Raw genomic sequence first — 17686 nt, 5'->3', positions numbered from 1 at the left:
AGTTATGGACCTTCTCGTACTCGGCGGTACGTCGTTCGTGGGCCGCGCCATCGTGGAGGAGGCCCTCCGCCGCGGGGCCGGAGTGACCCTGTTCGGCCGGGGGAGGACCGGGGCGGATCTCTTCCCCGGGGTGCCCCGGCTCACCGGTGACCGCGACACGGGCGACTACGCGGCGCTGCGCGACGGCCGTTGGGACGCGGTCGTGGACGTCAGCGGATATGTGCCGCGCCACGTCGGCCAGGCCATGGACGCCATCGGAGACCGGTGCGGACGGTACCTGTTCATCTCCAGCCATGCGGTGTACCAGCGGTCAGGGGTGCTGCCCGGCTCGGACGAGGACACCCCGCGCCGTGCACCGGTACGCACCGTGGACAGCACCGAGTCGCTGGACGAGGACACCTATGGGCCCGCCAAGGTCGCCTGTGAGGACGATGTCGTGGCCCGCTACGGCACCCGCGCGACGATCGTGCGCCCCGGAAAGGTCGCGGGCCCGCACGACCCGTCGGGCACGTTCACCTACTGGGTGCGCCGGGCCGCACGCGGCGGGCGCATCGCGCTGCCCGCCGACCCCGCGCAGCCCGTGCAGGTCATCGACTCCCGGGACCTGGCCGGTCTCGTGGTGCGACTGCTCCTGGACGGCCGGCCCGGTGCGTTCCACGCGGTCGGCCCCGCCGAGCCGACCACGCTCGGAGGGCTGATCGAGACCTGCGCGCGGGCCGCCGGCACCGAGGTGGAGATCGTGCGGGTGACCCCGGAGACCGAGACACGGATGTTCCCGCTGGTCCGCCCCAACTGGCCCACGCAACAGCGCAGTCCCGCCTGGGCCCGGGCCGCCGGCCTGCCCGCGACACCGCTGGAGGCCACCGCGGCGGACGTCCTGGCCTGGGATCGCGAACGCGGCGAACCGCCCATCAGTCGCGGCTACACGGCCCAGGAGGAAGAGGCACTGCTCGCCCGGACGGCCGGCGGAACCCCCGGCACCCGGTCCGGCGCCGAGCGGTAGCGCCGAAAAGGCGTTGCCCGCGGCCGTTCGTTGCGGGAGGCTTCCGGCCATGTCCGACAACGCATCCAGCGGTTCGCACGGGGTCATGGCGCTGTTCTCCCGTGGCCGCCTCACGGCGATTCCCCGCAAGGCCGCGCGCCGCGAGCAATTGCTCGGCCACCTCGCGGAGACCCTGTTCGAGCGGGACCGGGAGTACACCGAGCCCGAGGTCAACGACGCACTGCGCACCGTGCACGACGACTGCGCGGCGCTGCGCCGTTACCTCGTGGTATCGGGCCTGTTGACCCGGTCCAGGGACGGCAGCGGCTACCGGCGGGGCCGGTAGCCGCTCCCTCCCGCTCCGTACGGTCCGTCAGCCGAGCCCGACGGCGAACACATGAAGCTGCGGATTCTTCGGCAGGGTCACGCTCTTGATCTGCTTCCCTCCGGGGACTTCGAAGGGCGCGGTGGCGAAGATGCTCGCCGCGCCGCCGGTGCCGCCCGACTGGTTCCGGTACGCGGCGCGCGCCACGAGCGTGTTCCCGAAGACCGGATCCGTACCGCCGCCCGGCAGCGCCCAGTCACCGAACGAGAGGTCGGCGGTTCCCGTGCTGCCGTCGGTGAAGGTCACCTTCGCGCTGTCCTGGTGATCCCCGTTGGTGGCCGAGCCCACGAAGAGCAGCCGCTTCGCGTCCTTGGCGCTCCGGGACAGATCGAGCGTCCGGCCGTCCGCGACCACGTTGTCCGGGCGTCCCTGCGGAGCCGCGGGCCACACGAACGATGTGCCCGACGCCTCGATCCGGGCTCCGCCCTTCAGACCCGCGGCGGCGAGCGCCTGCCGTGAGTAGCTGTTGCCCGCGCCGTCGAAGTCGGCCTGCCCGTGGTCCGCGTCGTCGGAGAGACCGGTGTTGTCGTACGCGGCAGCCGGACTGCCGTCCGCCGCCACCAGCACGATCGCGGACAGCCGTACGGAATTCCCCTTCCCTGAGCCGCGTACCGTCAGCGGAACCTCGTAGTAGCCCTCGGGTGTCGTCGGGCCAGCCTCGACCGTCAGGCCGACACTCCCCGAACCGGTGGCCCTGTCCAGCTTGAGCTGCCTCGTGGCAGCGGACACCGTCAGACCCTTCGGCGGCGAGGCGGTGACGGTCAGGCCGTGGTCCCTTCCGGCGAGGCGCTGTGCGTCCACGGTGACCTCGGCGCCGTCACCGCCAGGCGCCGCGGTGACCTGGTTGGGGGTCGCGTTCGCCAGGAAGGACCGCTCACCCGTGCGGTACGAGGGCGGCGCGGCCGACGCGCCTGTCGCCCAGTGGGTGTCGGGCGTCCCGGACAGTGTGAAGTCCAGCCGGCCGCCCTGGGACACGGCCGACTCGGGCAGATAGGTGCGCTCCCAGTCACGGCCGTCGAGCTTCAGATCGTGGACGTACGGAGTACTCGCCGATGCCTTCGGAGCGCGGATGTCCAGATCACGGCCCTTGCCGGGCAGGTCGAGCACAGCCCGCTCGAACAGCGGGCTGTGTACCGCCAGATCGGGTGTGCCGGGCGTCGAGGGATAGACGCCGAGTGCGGCCCAGACGTACCAGGAGGACTGGGCGCCCAGGTCGTCATTGCCCGGCTCGCCGTCCGGAGTGGGGCTGAACAGAGTGGTGGCCACATCCCGTACGGCCTTCTGTGTCTTCCACGGCTGCCCGAGGTAGTCGTAGACCCACGGCACCCCGAAGTCGATCTCGTTGCCCGCCCACATGTACGGCTCGTTGGGGCCCGCGTTGAGCTTCGTGAAGAAGGTGTCCAGGCGCTGGGAGGCAGCGTCACGCCCGCCCATGGCGGTGATCAGGCCCGCGGTGTTCTGCGGGACGAGCCAGTTGTACTGGGCGGCGTTGCCCTCGTCGAAGCCGTCCTGGCCGAACTTGCCCTCCGGCGGCGGCTGGAAGCCCGGACCGTCGGGGAAGCGGCCGTCCTCACCGCGTGGCTGGAGGTAGTCGGTCGCGGGGTTGAGGATGTTCTGCCAGTTCTGGCTGCGGAGCGTGAACGTCCGCGCGGTCTTCCTGTCCCCGGCCGCGGTCGCGAGCTGCGCGATGGAGAAGTCGTCGATCGCCCATTCCAGCGTGACCGAACCGCCGACGCGCTGGTGGTCGCCGCGTGAGGCGTCGTTGTTCGGCGCGTACCCCCGCTCGACGTAGTTGGCGATGTCGGGGCGCTCGTGGTAGGCGCCGGGTGTGCTGTCCACCGTCGTCGCGCCCTTGACCAGGTACTTGAGTGCCGTCTTGAGATCGAAGTCCCGGGCGCCGTACGCGTAGAGATTGGCGATGAGAGCCACGGAGTTGTCGCCGGTCATCTGGCCCGTGTAGCCGTTCGCGAAGGGCCAGCGCGGCCACCAGCCGCCCTGCGTCGCGTCGTTGACCAGGGACTGCGCCATGTCGCTCGCCTCCTTGGGCCAGAGCATGGCCTGGAGCGGGGCGAGCGAGCGGTAGGTGTCCCAGTCCGAGAAGTTCGCGTACTGCGTGCGGCCCTCGGGCAGTTCGCGGACCTTGTCGTCGAAGCCGATGTAGCGGCCGTCCACGTCATTGAACGTGTTCGGATGCATCAGCGCGTGGTAGAGCGAGGTGTAGAACGTCTTCAGCTGTCCGGTGTCCCGGCCTGCGACGCGGACCTTGCGCAGCGCCGACGTCCACCGGTCCCGGGTCTGCTCGCGCAGCTTGCCGAGGCTCCAGCCGGGCACCTCGGAGGCCATGTTGGCCTTGGCGCCGTCCACGGAGACGTACGACATGGAGATCTTGGCGCGCACCGTGCTGGTCCCGGCCGTGCCGAACGTGAGGTAGGCGCCGGCCTTCGGTGCGTTCACCGTGTCGCTGCCCTTCGACACGGTCTTGCCGTCCCAGGTGCCGTGGGCGGTGAAGGGACGGTCGAAGGTGATGGCGTAGTGAACGGTGTACTCGTTGCCCTTGCCGCAGAAATTCCCGGTGGTGGCGGAGCCGGTGACCTGCCGGTCGCCGACGACGTGCATGTCGGCCCGCTTGTCGCCCGCGAGACTCGCGCCGCCCTTGACCAGGACCTGAGCCGCGTCCGCGCCCTTGGGGAAGGTGAACGCCGCGAGCCCGGTGCGGGTCGACGCGGTCAGCTCGGCGCGCACCTTCGAGTCGGCGAGGGTGACCGCGTAGTACCCCGGCTCCGCCTTCTCGTCGGTGTGCGAGAAGTGCTCGGTCCTGTCCCACGGCGCCGAGCCGATGTCACCTGTCACGGGCAGGATCGGCACATCCCCGAAGGCGGTGCAGCCGACCGAAGCGTGATCGACGCTGAACCCCCGCAGAGTGTCGCTGTGGTACTGGTACCCGGCGTACGAGCCGACCGTGTCGGGCGAGAACTGCATCATGCCGAACGGCGTGGAAGGACCGGGGAAGTTGTTGATCTCACCCACCGTGGAGCCGCCACTGCCGGTACCGATGAGCGGGTCCACGTAGTCGGCGGGGTCGGCTACGAGCCGTGCGCCCGGTGGGGCGGCGGAACTGTTGGACAACGTTGTCAAGGCGGCTGAAGCCGGAGCTGCTGTTCCGGCGAACAGCAGCGCCACGACCGCGGCGACCGCGCCGCGAGTCTTCCAACGTCTCACGTGTACCTCCTGCGAAAGGGTGGTGGGCCGGGCCCACCACACACTCAGGTAACTGACCGTGCCCGGTCAAGAGGGCGGGGGATGAACAAGCCCGCTTCCGGTGCGACGACGACGCCCCGTCATCCGCCGCTCGGGGCTGAGAGCCGGCTGTGCGGGGCCGGCCCGCAGGGCGATTGCGCCCCGGGCGGAATCAGGGGGCGGGGCCGGGCCTTCGGGGCAGGGAACGGGACGGCGGCCGCACCGGGCGGCAGTGGCAGCGCGGACATCGGAAGGAACACGCGGATGGCTCCGACGGCGGCATACGACCGGATGGCCGACTGGTACGAGCGGGAGTTCCTGGGTGCCGGCGATGCCGGAACCTCCGACGGCAACCCGCGCGCCCTGGGTGGGCTGCTGGACGGTCTCCTCGGTACGGGAAGCGGCATCTGCCTTGAGGCCGGCTGCGGCACCGGCGTTCATGCCGGCCGGGTACGGGACCTCGGCTGGACACCGGTCGGGGTGGATCTTTCGGCCGGGATGCTGGGTCACGCCCGCGGTCGGCTGCCCGTCGCGCAGGCGGACGCCGTGCGGCTGCCCGTCCTGGACGGAGCGGTTCCGGCGGCAGTCGCGGTGATGGTGCACACCGACATGCCCGACTATCCGGCGGTCCTGGGAGAGATAGCCAGGGTGCTCCGGCCCGGCGGGGTGCTCGTGCACATCGGCGTCCACCCCTGTTTCTGCGGAGGGTTCGCCGACCGGAGCGATCCGGATGCGGTGGTGCTCGGGCCCGGCTACCTCGACGGCCGGTGGACCACGGATTCCTGGACGGACCAGGGTCTGCGGGACAAGGTCGGAGCCAGACATCTGCCGCTGCCCGGCCTGCTTCAGGCCTTTCTGAACGCGGGACTCGTGCTGGAAGGGTTCACCGAGCACGGGGCGCCCACGCCAGTCGTCCTGGGCGTCAGGGCGCGCAAGCCGCTGTGAGCGCGGTCAGTCTCCGGCGGGTGCCGACCACGAGCACTCCAGCCGGGGGCCGTCCGGATGATTCGGTGCGGTGCCGTCGATGAATTCACGCCTGATCACCTCGCACTCCTGATCACCTCGCACTGAGGAAGAACGATCGCGGGGAGGGCTGACGTGGACGGCAGGGGCAGTTCCCGTGAGTGCTGGGGCGCATGGGCCGGATAGGTGTGACTCTCCATCAGGAAGACTTTCAGCCCACTGAGTGGTGTGCCGCACGCAGATCGGCATTCCTGCGGTGCTCACCCGGTGGTCCGGGCCGGAAGGAAAGCAGAACCAGCCGCGAGCCCGCCGACGTGACCGGCTCAGCCGTGCACACGCTCACCATTCCTTCGCCCAACTGTGGGTGTTGGAAAGGGCGTTGGGTGCCATCCGGAAAAGGAAGAGCCAGGAAGGGGGTTGCCTCGTACAGCGGCCCCGCGACCGGATCGCGCAGTACGCACTCCTCGATCCGGGCCAAATCCTGGTTGTCCGGGCGCTCCTGGGAGGCCCGCCGCAACTGGCCGAGCGCGAATGGCGCCCAGCTTCTCTCCCAGTCCAGCAGCAGGGCGTGCCGTTCGGGGCTGACCGCCATGAACATCAGGGCGTTCTGTGGAGCCTCCCCGCCCGGGAAGAGCTCCATGTACTCCTTGTTGCACGTGATCAGATTCCAGGCGGAGTCGACCAGATAGGCCATCACGCCGTGGATCAGCTCGACGGCCTCCCAGGCGCCCGGGACTGCCATGCCGGATGTGTTGTGCAGCGGGGCGGGCACCTCGCGGCGGGTCAGCCAGTAGAGCGTGGTCCACTCCTGCTCCGTCATCCTCAGTAACCGGGCGAGATCGCCGAGGTACGTCGGATTGGGCCGGTGCTCCGGTCCGTTGATGAGCCGTCCGTAGGTTCCCCGGGCCCGGTGTGTCAGGGTGTCTATCTGCTCCTGACTCAGTCCGTTGACCGGGCGGCCGGCTCCGCTCCGCTCGGTATAGCCCACCGTCTCGGGCGCGATGGCTGCCCGCCGGCTCTCCAGCAAGGTACGCAGAGCCGCCGCATCCTGGGCCGAGAGTGTCATATTTCCCCCGTAACTGCCCGCCGAACAGCGGGCCAACAATTATCTGCATGTCTTTTACGTGGAAAGACCGGTCGATGGCCGTGAGACTCTGAAGTGTCGCAGGTGAACAATGCAGAGTGTCTGCTGCATTCGCGAAAGGTAGGGGACTTGCAATGCCATCCCAGCGGTCCGTGCTCATCGTCGATGGTCACAGTGAGGTAAGCCAGGGGATCACCAAGGCGCTGCAAGAGTCCGGTGACCGCGTCGCCGCGACGTACTCCGGTCCGCACGCACCCGCGGGGCCGGACCTGACGGTGGCGTGTGACGTGACGGACGAGTCGCAGATCGACGGTGCGCTCGCGCTGGTCGAGGAGCGGCACGGGCCCGTCGGCATCGTCATCGCCTCCATCGATCTGTCCTGCGATCTGATGCTGAGGGACGACCGGTTCGTGTCCGTCGCCGACAACCGGATCATCGGGACCTTCCGGCTGATCCGCAGGGCCGTTCCCGCCCTCCGGGCGAGCGGACAGGGGCGCATCATCTTCCTCTGCACCTCCGCCCAGGACGGACTCTCCGCCCGGCAGTTCGGCAGTACGTCCGAAGCGGCGCTCCGCGGCTTCGTCAGCAGGATGGCTCGCGACGAGGCATTTCACGGCATCACCTGCAACGTCGTCACTCTCAACTCACCTTTGGGTCAGCGGGTTTCGGTGCGCGGCACCGCGCACCCGGCGTCCACCTGGCAGACCCGGGTCGACGCGCCACTGGTGGCCGCGGCGGCCAAGAACGTCAAGCTGCTCGCGTCGCCCGACGCCGACGGGGTCAATGGCGAATACATCGGAGTGGAAAGCCGTCTGCTCATGGTCTCCTGACTTTCTGCCCAGCCGGTGCCGTCTCTGCGAACGGCAGCGGCGTTCCGGCCCGGCGCTCCGCCGGTGAGCCGGAAAACCGCAGCGGCGCCACCGTGTTCAGGTCACGGTGGCGCCGCTGTCCGTGGGGAGCGCCCGGACGATCTGCTGTGACGGGCTGTTCGCCTCAGGCGCTCTGGGGGGTAACGGTGTTGTGGGTCTCGGCCGATATGTCCTCGTGATCGGTTGGCTGGAGATTCACGAAGATCATTCCGTACCGTATGACGCACCGGACCGGCTGTGGCGCGCCACGAGGCCGGCGCAGGCACCGGAATGCCTCGAGCTCTCCGTCGGCGGCGTTGCGGCAGACGACGACGGGCTCGCCCAGGATAGTCACCATCAGGGAATCGCCAGGCTCGGGCAGTGCGCTGAGCAAGTCGATGAGATGCCATCCAGACCTGTGGGCCACGGCCATCTCACGCCGAAACCTCCGGTCATCCGGGGGGGTTGTCATGGGCGAGACGCTATGGGCGTGGATGTGGCGTTGTCGAGATCTCCGAGGCGCTGAGCAGGGTGAACGAATAGTTTCAGACACACCTTGGGCAAAAACCGATGGTGTGGATCGGGCGTCTCGCCGCGCATCCCCCGAAAGCGAAAAAGTCCCGGCGAAACCAGTATTTTCCGCCCGGAAATCCACGCCGGGCCGGCACGGATCGGGGCCGTCCGCCATTGTCCACGACGGCTGGCGCGGCGGCGGCAGCGAGGGTCGCGACCCCTGTTCGCCCATGGCCGGGAGGCATTCCCGCAGAACAGGGGCCTGTCCCGTACGGGCCGGACGAACACAGAGTTGGCCGGTAGCTCACCCGGTGTCCTCCAGGGGGATGCCCGGCAGCGGATGTGGCCCTGAATGATCGGAGGTGTTCGAAAGATCCTTGTTGCCAACAGAAGGTTGCAGCCACATGGCCACGTTTGACCGTCGACGTTTTCTCCAGGCAGGTGGCGCGACCGCCGCGTCGGCCGCCGTACTCTCGGCCTTCCCTCCGGCGATAGGCAAGGCCATGGCCATGCCCGCCCTGTCGCGCACCCGGTCCATCAAGGATGTCGACCACGTGGTGATCCTCATGCAGGAGAACCGTTCGTTCGACCACTACTTCGGCGGCCTCCGCGGGGTACGCGGCTTCGGCGATCCGCGCCCGGCACTGCTGCCCGACGGCAGACCCGTGTGGAACCAGCCCGCCGCGGGCACGCACACCGCGCGGTACAACGCACGCGGGCTGCCGGACACCGCGACCGAGGTACTGCCCTGGTACATCGACCCCAGGAGCACCACCGAATACCAGGCGGGCACCGACCACGGCTGGAGCAGCGGGCACCTCGCCTGGAACGAGGGCCGCCACGACCAGTGGGTGAACCAGAAGCAGGACGCCCTCACCATGGGACACCTCAAGCGGCAGGACCTGCTCTACCACTACGCCCTCGCTGAGGCGTTCACCATCTGCGACTCCTACTTCTGTTCGGTGCACGCCGACACCGCGCCGAACCGGATCTATCTGTGGAGCGGGACCTGCGACCCGCGCAATGTCTACGGACGCCGGCCCAACGGCCCCGGTCTCGGCGAGCGCAACAACACGAACGGCTACACCTGGACCACGTACCCGGAACGGCTGGAGGCCGCGAAGGTCAGCTGGAAGCTGTACCAGGGCGGCACCGGCGAACCCGGCAGCCCGACGGACAACTACACCGACAACTCGCTGATGTTCTTCGAGCAGTACCAGGTGGCCGAAGGCGCCACCGGGCCGCTGGTGGAGAAGGGGGCGTCGGACCACACACTCAAGGAGCTGCGCGACGACGTCGAGCGCGGCACCCTGCCCCAGGTGTCCTGGATCGTCCCGCCCTACAAGTACTCCGAGCACCCGTCCGCCTCGCCGACCGACGGCGCCGCGTACATCAACCTGGTACTCGAAGCGCTCACCGCCGACCCCGAGGTGTGGGGGCGCACGGTCTTCATCGTCAACTACGACGAGAACGACGGCCTGTTCGACCACGTCGTCCCGCCCATGCCGCCGATCGGCAGCGCGCCGGGCGCCCGGGGCATGGTCTCCCGGGACCTGGTCCGGAGCCTCGGCGACGAGATCCTCGACCTCGGCGCCTACCCGGGGGAGATGAGCCCGCTGGTACCCGGCGCCGACCCGGGAGGTCTCCAGCCGATCGGCCTGGGCCCGAGGGTGCCGCTGCTGGTCATCTCGCCCTGGTCACGCGGCGGCTGGGTCTGTTCGGAGACCTTCGACCACACCTCGGTGCTGCGGTTCCTGGAGGCCAGATTCGGGATCCGCGAGCCGAACATCAGCGCCTGGCGCCGCTCCGTCTGCGGCGACCTGACCTCGGCGCTCGACTTCTCCGGCGCCGACTCCGCGCCCGTCTCCCTCCGGGTCCCCGCGCCGATCGCGTCGTCGGGGAAGCCGTACCAGGTGCCGCTGCCTCAGCACATGCCCAGGCAGGAGCCCGGTGTCCGCCGCGCCCGCGCGCTGCCGTACGACGTACGGGTCAATGAGGGCGGGGCGCACGGAGAGCGGTTCCAGCTGGAGTTCGCCAACCACGGGCGGACCGGCGCGGCGTTCTACGTCTACGACCGCAGGCAGCCACAGGCAGCTCCGCGCCGTTACACCGTCTCCGCCCGGGACACCCTGAGCGACTACTGGCGGACGGCCGCCACCGGCGGCGCGTACGAGCTCTCCGCCTACGGCCCCAACGGCACGCTGTGCGAGTTCGCCGGTTCGTCGGGCGACGCGCTGCACGCCTCCTGCACGCCCCAGGGCGGCGACCGCATCCGGATCAGGGTCTCCAACCGGGGCCGGACCGCGCGTACGGTCCGGGTGGCCGACGCCTACGGCCGCGGGAAGGGCACATCGCACCGGCTGCGCGCCGGTGCCGCAACCGAGGTCACCCTCTCGGTCCACGAGCACTCCGGCTGGTACGACATCTCGGTCACCGAAGCGGGACACGGCGACCACGGATTCCGCCGCCGCTGGTCGGGCCACCTGGAGAACGGGCGCCCGAGCACCAGCGATCCGGGCCCGCACCGCGCCTGACCGGCCGGATGCCCGAGCACAGCCGGGCAGCGGTGTGGGCCGGTGGCGGCCGGAAGCGGACCGGCCGCCACCGGGCGGGTCACAACGGCAGATCCCCCTGGAGCGCGCGGACGAGACCGGTCTCGGCATCTCCCGTCAGACTGCGGCGGTAGGCCTGCTCGTAGGCCGGAGCCCCGGCCGCCTCCCGGGCCCGGCGCTCCCAGACCTCACGGATCTCCCCCAGCTCCGGGGTGCCGCGGCGCGGGTGGCCGATCATGAGCCAGTAGACATGCCCCGTACCCGACGTGCGCGCGGCCTCCACACCGTCGCCCCGCGCGGCGATCGCCCCGGCGAGCAGATCGAGACCGAGGGCGATGCCGAGGCTGTCGTGGAGCTGGTGCTTGCCCGACAGCATGGAGCGCGCGTGGCTCTCCGCCTCCTGCGGCCTGCCCTGCAACAGGTGTATCAGGGCGAGTTGGTGGTCGGCGTAGGCACGGGCCCAGTACTCGCCGTAGCGCAGGCTCAGCTGCTGCAGATCCGTGGCGTCCTCGTACGCCTCGTCGAGGCGGCCCAGTGCGGAGAGCGCGAAGACTCTTATCACCCTGCACCGCATCTGCGACGGTGCGTCCAGCGGGTCGCCGGGCAGATTGCGCAGCGCGTGGTCACTGACGTCGTGTGCGGTCTGCGGGCGGCCCATCATCAGGTAGTTGAAGCTGACGGCGTGGGCCGCCGAGAGCATCGACTCCGTGTCGCGGTCGTGCCAGGCGGCGACGCTGCACCGCTCGCCGAGGCCGCGGGCGGTCTCGTGGTCGCCCTGGAGAGTGAGAGTGATCCCGAGGGCCCACAGGGCGCGGGTGCGGTGGGTGCCCCTGCCGGTCTCCAGGGCGAGGGCCCGCTCCAGGAAGTCGCGGGCCCGCTGCAGATGACCGCAGCAGCTCCAGAACAGTCCGGTGCAGCCCGCCATCTCGACGGCCCGCTCCGGGTCCTCGGCGATGAGGTGGTCGAGCGCGGCGCAGAGATCGGCGTCGGCGTCCGCGATCCTGCGGTACCAGTCGACCTGCCGCGGGCCGAGCCATCCGCTGTGGGCCCGGCCCGCCAGTTCGGCGAAGTGCGCGGCGTGCCGACGGGCCAGCGTCCGCTGCTCGCCCAGTTCCCCGAGCCACATGGCGCCGTATTCGCGCAGGGTGTCGAGCATCCGGTACCGCGTGCCGTCCCGCTGCAGTACGGACTGGGTGGCCAGCCGCTCCAGTACCGCGGGAATGTCCGCGGCGGCGAGAGGGCCACCCGAGCACACGGCCTGTACGTCGGCCTCGTCGACGGCTCCCGGGAAGACGGAGAGCCGCGCCCACAGCAGCCGTTCGGCGGGGGCGCACAGTTCGTGGCTCCAGCCGATGGCGGTACGCAGCGCCCGGTGCCGCTGCGGCCACACCTGGTCGTCCGATTCGCTGAGGAAGTCGAGCCGGGAGGCCAGTCGTTCCGCGATCTGGCCGATGCTGTTCTCCGCGAGCCGGGCGCAGGCCAGCTCGACGGCGAGGGGGATGCCCTCCAGCCGGCGGCAGATGTCGGCGGCCGCCGCCGCGGTGACCGGTGAATCGAGCGACAGGCGGGGCGCGGCCACGGCGGCGCGTTCGCGGAAGAGCCGCATGGCCTCCTCGGCGTCGCCGTCCGCGGCGAGCGGCGGCACGTCCAGGAGGTACTCGCCCGGGACCCCGAGGGGCTCACGGCTGGTGGCGAGCACGGCCAGGTTCGGTGCGGAATCGAGCAGTGCGCCCACGAGATGGCTGCAGGCGGCCAGGATCCGCTCGCAGCAGTCGAGCACCAGTAACAGATTGCGGTCGGCGAGCCGTTCGCACAGTGCTTCCACCGGGCGGGCCAGATCGTGGTCGAGGAGGCCGACGGCGTCCGAGACCGTGCCGATCAGCAGCCGGTCGTCGTAGAGGTGTGACAGGTCGGCCCACCACACCCCGTCGGAGTACCGCCCGCCTGCCCGCTCGGCAGCGCGCAGCGCCAGCCGGCTCTTGCCGACCCCGCCGCCGCCCGTCAGAGTGACCAGCCGGTGCTTCTCGAGTGCCCGTGCCGCACTGCGCAGTTCGCCGGTCCTGCCGACGAAACTGGTCGCGACGACGGGAAGGTTTCCCACCACGCGTACATCTTGGACCCGAGGCGATCCCTGGCCGATACGCGCGACGAGGAACGGCCATAATTGGCCGATAGTGAATCGTGAACAATCAGATGGTGAACCGGGGTTGGCGTGATCTGTCGGCATGGGCTCCCGGTTTGCACAGACATCCGGCAGAGTGGAGTATGCCTTCCGCGCAGCGCCGAGGGTGCGGTGCACGGAGCTGTCCCGCCGGCGGGCGTCAGGGTTCTCCTCCGGCGGGACAGCGGCTCATACGGTCAGCGGCTCACTGGCCCATGACGTACTTCACGGTGGGCCCCGTGGTCCAGCCGCCGTCCACGGCGAGCTCGGCCCCGGTGACGTACGACGCGGCGTCGGACAGCAGGAACACCACGGCGCCCGCGATCTCCGGCGGCTCGCCGACCCGGCCCATCGGGGTGTTCGGGTAGTTCCCCTCACCCTTCTCGATGCCGACCGAGGCGGTCATCGCGGTGTAGGTCATCCCCGGGTGCACGGAGTTGACCCGGATCCGCTCGGTGCCCAGCTCCACCGCCCCGATCTTCGTCAGTCCGCGTACGCCCCACTTGGAGGCGCCGTAACCCGCGGTGAGCGCCAGACCCATCAGGCCCGCGGCCGACGAGATGTTGACGATCGAGCCACTGCCGCTCGCCTTCATCGCGGGGATGACGGACTTGATCCCGATGAAGACCCCGGTGAGGTTGATGTCGAGCACCCGGCGGAAGTTCTCCACCGACTCGGTCTCCAGATACGCCCCGGTCGATATGCCGGCGTTGTTCACCAGCCCGTCGACCCCGCCGAACTCGGCGGTCGCGAAGGCGACGACCCGCGCCCAGTCCTCCTCGGACGTGACGTCGTGGTGCAGGAAGCGGGCCTGCGCGCCGAGTTCGGCGGCGGTGGCCGCGCCTTCCTCGTCCAGTACGTCGGTGATGACCACCTGGGCTCCGGCCGCGACCGCCTGGCGGGCGGCCTCGGCGCCCAGGCCACGGGCGCCGCCGGTGATGATGACGGTCTTTCCGGTGAGCTCGTTCATGACTCATTCCTTCGTTCTGCTTGTGCATCGGCTCCGTCCGGAGCTTCATGCGGTACGGGGGCCGTCAGCAGGGCGGCCGTCATCGACACGAGGTCGGCGAGGAACAGCTGCTCGCCGGTGAGGGGCTCGGCGCCGGCGAGATACTGGCGGGCGCGGTCAGCCATCGCGGCACCGATCATCGTCAGCGCCAGATCCAGGCGCTCCAGCCGGACCGGGCCGGGCAGCGCTTCCAGGCACTGCTCCAGCCGGCCGATGAGCCGCCAGTAGACGGTGCCTTCGAGCGTCGGATGCGGGATGCCGGTGCGTACGCCGCTCTCGTGGCTCAGCTGCGCGGAGACCTGCAGACAGCGCTGCCCGCGCTCGGTGCGCAGCTCGGTCGCCTCGGCGGCGACCAGGGCGCTGAGCAGCCCGCGCAGATCCTGTCCGCCGTCGCCGAGCAGCTCCGTCAGGACGTCTTCGGTACGCCGCTGGCGCCCGGCCATCACGCTGTCGAGCAGGCCGGCGCGTGAACCGAAGTGGTATTGCACGGCGGATGGATTGCTCTGTCCGGCCAGCCGGATGATGTCGCGCAGCTGTGCGCCGTCGACGCCCTGCGCGGCGAAGATCTCCTCGGCCGCGCGGATCAGTTTCTCCCGGGTCCCGGGCCCTGATGTCCTCGCCATGCGAACCATAATAATACTGGCCATTATTAATGGCGAATGGCCAGGTCAGTGTGTATGCCACGGATATTTCGGGGTCGTCGGCGGCCGGGCCGGCCCTGGTTCAGCCGGCGCGCAGCGGTCGCCCGAAGCGCACCGGGACGCCGGGGGAGTAGAGCACGCTCACCGGTTCGGCCGCCGGCGGCGTGAGCCCCGCTGCCGCGACGAGGTTCTCGGCGCACCCGGTCAGCTCCGCCCGGTACAGCGGCCAGCGGGGATGGGTGTTGGGCAGGTACAGCGGACGGCCGAGAAGGCTCGTGTGCAGCCCCCACCGCGCGGTGACGAAATGCTCGACCTCGCTGGGCTCCCGGACGGGCTCCCCGACCCGGATCCCGATCGCGCTGTGCGTGTCGTGTGGTCCGGGCAGACGCCGGCGGCTGGTGTACGTGAGGGTGTCCCCGTCACGGTGGACGGTCATCCGGGACCAGACGTAGGGCAGCCGGAAGGCCATTCGCCCGACGGCCACCGGAATCAGCCGTGCGGCGTCGAGCGAGCGGAACACCACGCCGCGCCGCCCCCGGCCGTCCACGGAGTACAGGCGCACGTTGGTCTCGGGAAAGGTGCCCAGGTACGGCAGTCCGGGCATCCGGAGCCACCCGATCCGGTGCATGCGGAACGCGACGAGCCCCACGTAGGTCACCCCGTCCAGGACGTCGGGGAACGTGCCCCGGGGCAGCAGCGGTGCCACATCCGCCGGGTCGGCCGCCCAGTGCAGGAACGCCAGATCCAGCCAGGACTGGGTGAGGAGCGGCCTGGGCTCCTCGCGGGGCGGGTCGGCCGTGATGGGTTCGGGCGCGCTCGGTCCGTACGGCACGCCGCCAGCATGGCAGACCAGGGGGAGCGCGGCGCTCGTAAGATTTTTCGCGCGACCCCGCATCCTTTGGGGCTCCTCATTCGTCTCACGTGGGAGTGGCACTCTCATGAGGCCGCACTGAAGCAGCATTTGGAGTATTCATCTTGAACATCGGCATCAAGGGCATTCGTCGCATGTCTGTGGTCGTCGTGACCGCAGGCGCTGTGTCGACGGCCGGGGCGTTCGGCGCTTCGGCTCAGGCCGCCACACCCAAAGCGCCCACGATCGTCGCCAAGGGCGGCTTCGTGATGAACAACAGCACGGCGAAGACGCTCTTCACCAAGGCCGCGGACACGCGCCGTTCCACCGGTTCCACCACCAAGATCATGACGATCCGGGTGGTGCTCGGGCAGAAGAACCTCAACCTGGATTCCAAGGTCACGGTCCAGAAGGCGTACAGCGACTACATCGTCTCCAAGAACGCCTCGTCGGCCCGGCTGATCGTCGGCGACAAGGTCACGGTCCGGCAGTTGCTGTACGGCCTGATGCTCCCGTCCGGCTGTGACGCGGCGTACGCGCTGGCCGACAAGTTCGGCAGCGGTTCGACCCGGGCCGCGCGGGTGAAGTCGTTCATCGGGAAGATGAACTCCACCGCGAAGACGCTCGGGTTGAAGAACACGCACTTCGATTCGTTCGACGGAATAGGGAGTGGTGCCAACTACTCGACCCCGCGTGACCTGACGAAGCTCGCCAGCAACGCGATGAAGTACTCCACCTTCCGCACGGTCGTGAAGACGAAGTCGACCAAGCAGAAGGTCACGACGAAGAGCGGTGGCTACCGCTACATGTCGTGGACCAACACCAACAAACTGCTCAGCAGTTACTCGGGCACCATCGGCCTCAAGACCGGGTCGGGCCCGGAGGCCAAGTACTGCCTGGTCTTCGCCGCCACCCGCGGCAGCAAGACCGTCATCGGTACGGTCCTCGCGTCCTCCTCGGAGGCGAACCGGACCGCGGACGCGAAGAAGCTGATGGACTACGCGTTCAAGAAGTAGCCCTTCGTAGGTGACACGGATGGGGCCTGTGCGTGGCCACGCGGCCGCGCGCAGGCCCCTTCTGCGTGCGCGTCAGGTGTGTACGTGTCAGGCATCCCGACCGTGAGCTCCGAGCGCTGCGGCGGACCGCCTCAGGCGCCGGCCGCAGCGTACCGCCAGAAGTCGCGCATCAGCGGGGGCGGGGTCGGCGACGTCATCGCCACCTGGCTGAGCAGGATCGTGACCGTACCGGTGGAGGGGATGATGTGCGCCGCGGTGCCGGAGCCGCCGACCCAGCCGTAGCGGCCCGGCACGTTCCACGGATCGGCGTCCGTGACATCGACCGACCCGCCGAAGCCCCACCCCTGCCCCTCCAGGAAGAGCGTGGAGGCGGCACGTTGATCGGACGTCAGGTGATCGGTGGTCATCAGGCGCACGGACTCCGGCGACAGCAGCTGCCGTCCGCCCGCGGCGCCGTCGGCGAGCAGCATCCGGGCGAAGGCGTACCAGTCGTCGGCGGTAGAGACCAGGCCGCCGGCGCCGGACGGGAACGCGGGAGGACTGCCCCACTCACCGTCGGCCGATGCGACCGGTTCGAGGCCGTCCGGGGTGGTCCGGTAGAAGCCGGTGAGCCGGTGGCGCTCGGCCGGCGGGACCTCGAATCCCGTGTCGGTCATCCCGAGGGGTCCGAAGAGCCGCTCGGCCAGGAACTCGGGGAGCGAGCGGCCGGAGACCCTGGCGATCAGCACCCCCAGAATGTCGGAACAGGTGTTGTAGAGCCAGGCGTCACCAGGCTGGTGCAGCAGGGGAATGCGGGACAGCGTCGCCACCCACTCGTCCGGCGCCGGGACCGCCTCCGACTGCGGCGGCCCCTGCCGCAGCTCGCTGAACAGGAGCCCGACCGCAGGCAGCGAGAAGTCGGACGGAAATCCGTACCCCGCGCGGAACGTGAGCAGATCCCGCACGGTGATCGCCCGTGCCGCGGGGACCACATCGTCGACCGGGCTGTCCGGTGTGCGCACGACGGAGAGCGAAGCCAGCTCGGGCAACCGGCGCCCGACCGGCTCGTCGAGGGAGATTCGGCCCTCGTCGACCAGCATCATCACCGCGGCCGCGGTGACCGGCTTGGTGATCGAGGCGATGCGGAAGATGGAATCCCTGGCCATCGGGGACGTGCCCCCGGTGTCCGAGAAGCCGGCCGTCCCGACCTCGACCCCGTCGCCGCGGGCCACCAGGGCCACCGCACCGGGGACGGTCCCAGCGTCGACGTACGTCGTGAGAAGTGCCTGCAAGTTGGTCATCGGTCCACCTTCGTGAGCGTGCGGTCATAAGGGAGACCCGGTGCGTGGCGGAAAGTCATCGGTCAAAAGGCCATCGGTCCGAAGCCATCGGCCGGACACCATGAAGTCTGCCGTGCTCCGCCGCGGCCCGCAGCGCATGTGTTTGCAACTCGTGCGCAACCCAGG

14 protein-coding genes are annotated in these 17686 nt (G+C 69.8%); 6 read left to right on the top strand and 8 right to left on the bottom strand.

Translation table 11 applies throughout. From position 1 onward, the window contains the following. Nucleotides 1-4: 4 nt before the first annotated feature. Together OG285_RS00490 and OG285_RS00485 are read left to right on the top strand one after the other, a co-directional pair. Complete coding sequence (locus tag OG285_RS00490) at nucleotides 5-1003, top strand: NAD-dependent epimerase/dehydratase family protein (RefSeq protein ID WP_371789777.1); 999 nt, start codon at nucleotides 5-7, stop codon at nucleotides 1001-1003. 49 nt (nucleotides 1004-1052) lie between these two features. Then, on the top strand, nucleotides 1053-1328 hold the full coding sequence (locus OG285_RS00485) for a DUF2087 domain-containing protein (protein WP_356832958.1): 276 nt from the start codon (nucleotides 1053-1055) through the stop codon (nucleotides 1326-1328). A 27-nt stretch (nucleotides 1329-1355) separates the two neighbouring features. On the opposite strand, the gene OG285_RS00480 is transcribed toward OG285_RS00485, so the two are convergent. Next, nucleotides 1356-4586 (bottom strand): GH92 family glycosyl hydrolase, encoded by a 3231-nt coding sequence (locus OG285_RS00480; protein WP_371789776.1) that lies wholly within the window; start codon nucleotides 4584-4586, stop codon nucleotides 1356-1358. A 282-nt stretch (nucleotides 4587-4868) separates the two neighbouring features. Here OG285_RS00480 and OG285_RS00475 point away from each other — a divergent pair, with 282 nt between their 5' ends. Continuing rightward, nucleotides 4869-5549, top strand: a complete 681-nt coding sequence (locus tag OG285_RS00475; protein WP_371789775.1) for a class I SAM-dependent methyltransferase — start codon at nucleotides 4869-4871, stop codon at nucleotides 5547-5549. Between the two features lie 229 nt (nucleotides 5550-5778). Here OG285_RS00475 and OG285_RS00470 read toward each other — a convergent pair whose 3' ends face one another. Continuing rightward, nucleotides 5779-6633 (bottom strand): helix-turn-helix domain-containing protein, encoded by an 855-nt coding sequence (locus OG285_RS00470; RefSeq protein ID WP_371789774.1) that lies wholly within the window; start codon nucleotides 6631-6633, stop codon nucleotides 5779-5781. A gap of 152 nt (nucleotides 6634-6785) precedes the next feature. Here OG285_RS00470 and OG285_RS00465 point away from each other — a divergent pair, with 152 nt between their 5' ends. Next, nucleotides 6786-7481: an SDR family oxidoreductase gene (locus OG285_RS00465; protein ID WP_356832966.1), complete on the top strand. Its 696-nt coding sequence runs from the start codon at nucleotides 6786-6788 to the stop codon at nucleotides 7479-7481. A gap of 163 nt (nucleotides 7482-7644) precedes the next feature. Here the strand turns inward: OG285_RS00465 and OG285_RS00460 are convergent, their stop codons facing one another. Next, a complete protein-coding gene (locus OG285_RS00460; protein ID WP_356832968.1) occupies nucleotides 7645-7971 on the bottom strand; it encodes a (2Fe-2S)-binding protein in 327 nt (108 codons plus the stop codon). A 445-nt stretch (nucleotides 7972-8416) separates the two neighbouring features. Here OG285_RS00460 and OG285_RS00455 point away from each other — a divergent pair, with 445 nt between their 5' ends. Continuing rightward, entirely contained in the window at nucleotides 8417-10546 is a 2130-nt protein-coding gene (locus OG285_RS00455; protein WP_356832970.1) for a phosphocholine-specific phospholipase C, read from the top strand. 79 nt (nucleotides 10547-10625) lie between these two features. Here OG285_RS00455 and OG285_RS00450 read toward each other — a convergent pair whose 3' ends face one another. From OG285_RS00450 to OG285_RS00435, 4 genes are all read right to left on the bottom strand, one after another. After that, on the bottom strand, nucleotides 10626-12665 hold the full coding sequence (locus tag OG285_RS00450; protein WP_371793423.1) for an NB-ARC domain-containing protein: 2040 nt from the start codon (nucleotides 12663-12665) through the stop codon (nucleotides 10626-10628). Nucleotides 12666-12930: 265 nt separating this feature from the next. Next, nucleotides 12931-13695, bottom strand: a complete 765-nt coding sequence (locus OG285_RS00445) for a glucose 1-dehydrogenase (protein WP_356832972.1) — start codon at nucleotides 13693-13695, stop codon at nucleotides 12931-12933. After that, complete coding sequence (locus OG285_RS00440) at nucleotides 13692-14357, bottom strand: TetR family transcriptional regulator (RefSeq protein WP_356832974.1); 666 nt, start codon at nucleotides 14355-14357, stop codon at nucleotides 13692-13694. Before OG285_RS00440 ends, OG285_RS00445 begins: the two co-directional genes overlap by 4 nt. Before the next feature lie 100 nt (nucleotides 14358-14457). Then, entirely contained in the window at nucleotides 14458-15207 is a 750-nt protein-coding gene (locus OG285_RS00435) for a YqjF family protein (protein ID WP_371789773.1), read from the bottom strand. 143 nt (nucleotides 15208-15350) lie between these two features. Between OG285_RS00435 and OG285_RS00430 the strand changes: the two genes are divergently transcribed. Then, the gene (locus OG285_RS00430) at nucleotides 15351-16241 is read left to right on the top strand and encodes a D-alanyl-D-alanine carboxypeptidase family protein (protein ID WP_371789772.1); all 891 of its coding nucleotides are present in this window, start codon (nucleotides 15351-15353) and stop codon (nucleotides 16239-16241) included. Between the two features lie 131 nt (nucleotides 16242-16372). On the opposite strand, the gene OG285_RS00425 is transcribed toward OG285_RS00430, so the two are convergent. Continuing rightward, entirely contained in the window at nucleotides 16373-17521 is a 1149-nt protein-coding gene (locus tag OG285_RS00425; protein ID WP_356832980.1) for a serine hydrolase domain-containing protein, read from the bottom strand. Nucleotides 17522-17686: the final 165 nt, after the last annotated feature.

The organism is Streptomyces sp. NBC_01471 (assembly GCF_041438865.1).
GTDB lineage: Bacteria > Actinomycetota > Actinomycetes > Streptomycetales > Streptomycetaceae > Streptomyces.
The sequence above is the reverse complement of the archived record's forward strand: the minus strand, read 5'-3'. Positions and strand labels throughout refer to the sequence as shown.